Origin of the sequence: Micrococcus sp. HSID17227 (assembly GCF_003989405.1) — a bacterium.
Lineage (GTDB): Bacteria > Actinomycetota > Actinomycetes > Actinomycetales > Micrococcaceae > Micrococcus > Micrococcus luteus.
The window spans coordinates 1-2,645 of sequence record NZ_RBLN01000289.1 but is presented as its reverse complement, the minus strand read 5'-3'; the positions used below and the strand labels follow the sequence as shown (position 1 = coordinate 2,645).

The following is a 2,645-nucleotide window of genomic DNA, read 5'->3' as shown; positions in this document are numbered from 1 at the left end:
GGCGCCCGGGGGCGCCGCGGCCGACCCTCCCAGCGTACAAGGCCCGGGCGGACGGCGCGGGGCGCCCCCTGCGTGGGGACGCCCCGCGGACCTCGGCGACGGGTCAGCCGGGTCAGCCGGCGATCTTGGCGCCCGCCCATTCGATGAAGGTCTTGTCCTCGCCGTCGAGGGCCCAGTTCTTCCCGTCCACGAACACGGTGGGGGTGCCGGCCACGCCGGCGACGCGCGCCTGGCGGGTGGTGTGCTCGACCGCGGAGCGGAACGTGCCGTCCTCGACGCAGGAGGCGATGTCCGCGCCGTGCTCCTGCGCGAGCTGCGTGATCGCCGCGTTGTCCAGGCCCTTGCCCTGGTGCTCGTCGTAGGCGGCGAACAGGGCGGACACGAAGCCGTTGTAGGCCTCGGGCTTCTGGTCCGCCACACAGTACGCGGCGTTGGCGGCGCGGGCCGAGTAGTTCTGGTTGTTCGGGGCGCTCAGGTAGTCCACCATCCGGTACTCGACCGTGACCTCGCCCTGCTCGAGCCACTGCTCGATCTGGTCCCCGTTGGTGGACTCGAAGTCCGCGCAGTGCACGCAGTTGAAGTCCTCGTAGAGCACGATCCGCGTCGGCTCACCATCACCACGGGCCTCGGTGTTCGGCAGGGTCTCGGGCTGAGAGCTCGCGGCCTGCTTCGGCACCTCGATCGTCGAGGGGTCGACCTCGCGTTCTCCCGCGCCCTCCGCCAGGGCCGTGGCCGAGGTCAACTCGATGCCGCCCTCCTCGTTCGCCACGGCGGGGATGGGGCCGGCGGTGGCGGCGTCGTCGCCGTTGCGGTTGAGCACGAACGCGACGACGAGGCCGATCACGAGCACCACCGCGAGGACCGAGCCCCAGATGACGCCGGTGCGGCGGCGACTGTCCTTCCTGCGCTGCTCCTCCTGGATCTGGCGGGCACGCGCACGAGCGTCCGTCGCCGAGGTGTGCGAGCCTGACGTGTTCCGGGCCAAGGGTCCTCCTCGTGGGGCAGTCGGTCCGGGTCGAGCACCGGAGCCGGCGGGCAGCGGGCGCGCCGCGCCAGGCGAGCATAGCGGCCCTGTCTGAAAGGATCGTGACCATGGACACCGCCGAGACCCCCTCCCCCGTCGATCGACTGACCATCACGGGCGCCCCGTCGGGGGACGCGACCGAGGACCCGGCGACGTCTCTGCTCGCCCTGCCCTGGGCGCTCCCCCTCGAGATGTGGCCGCGTGAGGTGCTGGCGGCCCTGCCGCGGGGCATCTCCCGTCACGTGGTGCGCTTCGCCCGGATGGGCGGGGGCATCGTGGCGGTGAAGGAGACCACTGAAGAACTCGCGTTCCACGAGTACCGGCTGCTGCGCCGGCTCGAGCGGAGCCCGGCGCCGTCGGTGGTGCCGGTGGCCGTGGTCACCGGACGCACGGAGGACGACGGCACGCCCCTGCCCGCCGCCCTCGTGACCAGGCACCTGCGCTTCTCCCTGCCGTACCGCGCCGTGTTCTCGGAGCGCCTCGAGCGCCGCACCCTCGTGCGGCTCATGGACGCGCTGGCGACGCTGCTCGTGGAACTGCACCTCGAGGGGTTCTTCTGGGGTGACGTCTCCCTGTCCAACGTCCTGTTCCGGCGGGACGCGGGCGGGTTCGCCGCTCACCTGGTGGACGCCGAGACCGGCGAGCTGCGGGAGCGGCTGTCCACCGGCCAGCGCGAGCACGACCTGGACGTGGCCGCCGTGAACGTGGGCGGTGAGCTGCTGGACCTGCAGGCCAGCGGGCTGCTGGACCCGGAGGTGGACCCCGTCACCACGCCGGACCTGCTCGTGGCGTCCTACCGACGGCTGTGGGACGAGCTGACCGAGCCTCTGCTGTTCCCCCGCGCCGAGCCGTGGCGCCTGGACCGCCGCGTCCGCCGCCTGCAGGAGCTCGGGTTCGAGCTGGCCGAGTACTCACTGCGCGCCGCCGACGCCCCCGGGATGATGATCGCCCGACCCGTCGAGATCCACGCGGGCTACCACCGCCGTCGGCTGACCCGCCTCACGGGACTCGAGGTCCAGGAGAACCAGGCCCGCCGGCTGCTCGTGGACATCGAGGCCGCCCGCCGGGAGTGGGACCCGTACATGGACATCGAGGCTGCGGCGCACCGCTGGGTGGTGGAGGTGTTCGACCCCGTGGTCCGCTCGGTGCCCCTTGAGCTGCGAGCCAAGCTCGAGCCCGCCGAGGTGATGCACCAGCTCCTCGAGCACCGCTGGTACCTCTCCGAGGCCCGCGGCCAGGCCGTGCCCCTGCAGGAGGCGGTGGACTCCTACGTGGACACGGTGCTGCGGGCCCGCCGCGACGAGGACGCGGTGGCACTGCACCCCACGACCACCATGCTGCGCGCCGTCCCGCCTGCGGACGCGGACTGACGCCGGACGCGGCTCAGCGGCGCAGGAGCAGGAAGCCGGGGGCCGGGACCGCCGCCGGCACCGTGCCGGGGCCGAGCGGGCCGTGGTCGCCGTGGCCGGCGAGCAGCTCCGCCCGCGTCAGGTCCGCGGGCACGGGAAGCGGCTCCGCGCCGAGGGCGACGAGCAGGACGACGTCGGCGTCCTCGCCGGCGCGGGTGAGGCGCACGTGGCGCCGGGCCGCGTCCACCTCGGCCCGGACGCGGTCGCGGCGA

Annotated in this window: 2 protein-coding genes and 1 pseudogene; 1 reads left to right on the top strand and 2 read right to left on the bottom strand. The window is 73.7% G+C overall.

The window, feature by feature from the left end:
* Positions 1 to 112: 112 nt before the first annotated feature.
* The gene (locus D8M29_RS10890) at positions 113 to 985 is read right to left on the bottom strand and encodes a thioredoxin domain-containing protein (protein ID WP_127435508.1); all 873 of its coding nucleotides are present in this window, start codon (positions 983 to 985) and stop codon (positions 113 to 115) included.
* Positions 986 to 1,092: 107 nt separating this feature from the next.
* Here D8M29_RS10890 and D8M29_RS10885 point away from each other — a divergent pair, with 107 nt between their 5' ends.
* Entirely contained in the window at positions 1,093 to 2,394 is a 1,302-nt protein-coding gene (locus tag D8M29_RS10885) for a DUF4032 domain-containing protein (protein ID WP_127435509.1), read from the top strand.
* 13 nt (positions 2,395 to 2,407) lie between these two features.
* On the opposite strand, the pseudogene D8M29_RS10880 reads toward D8M29_RS10885, so the two are convergent.
* Positions 2,408 to 2,645 (bottom strand): annotated as a pseudogene (locus D8M29_RS10880) (DUF3459 domain-containing protein); the annotation flags it as partial.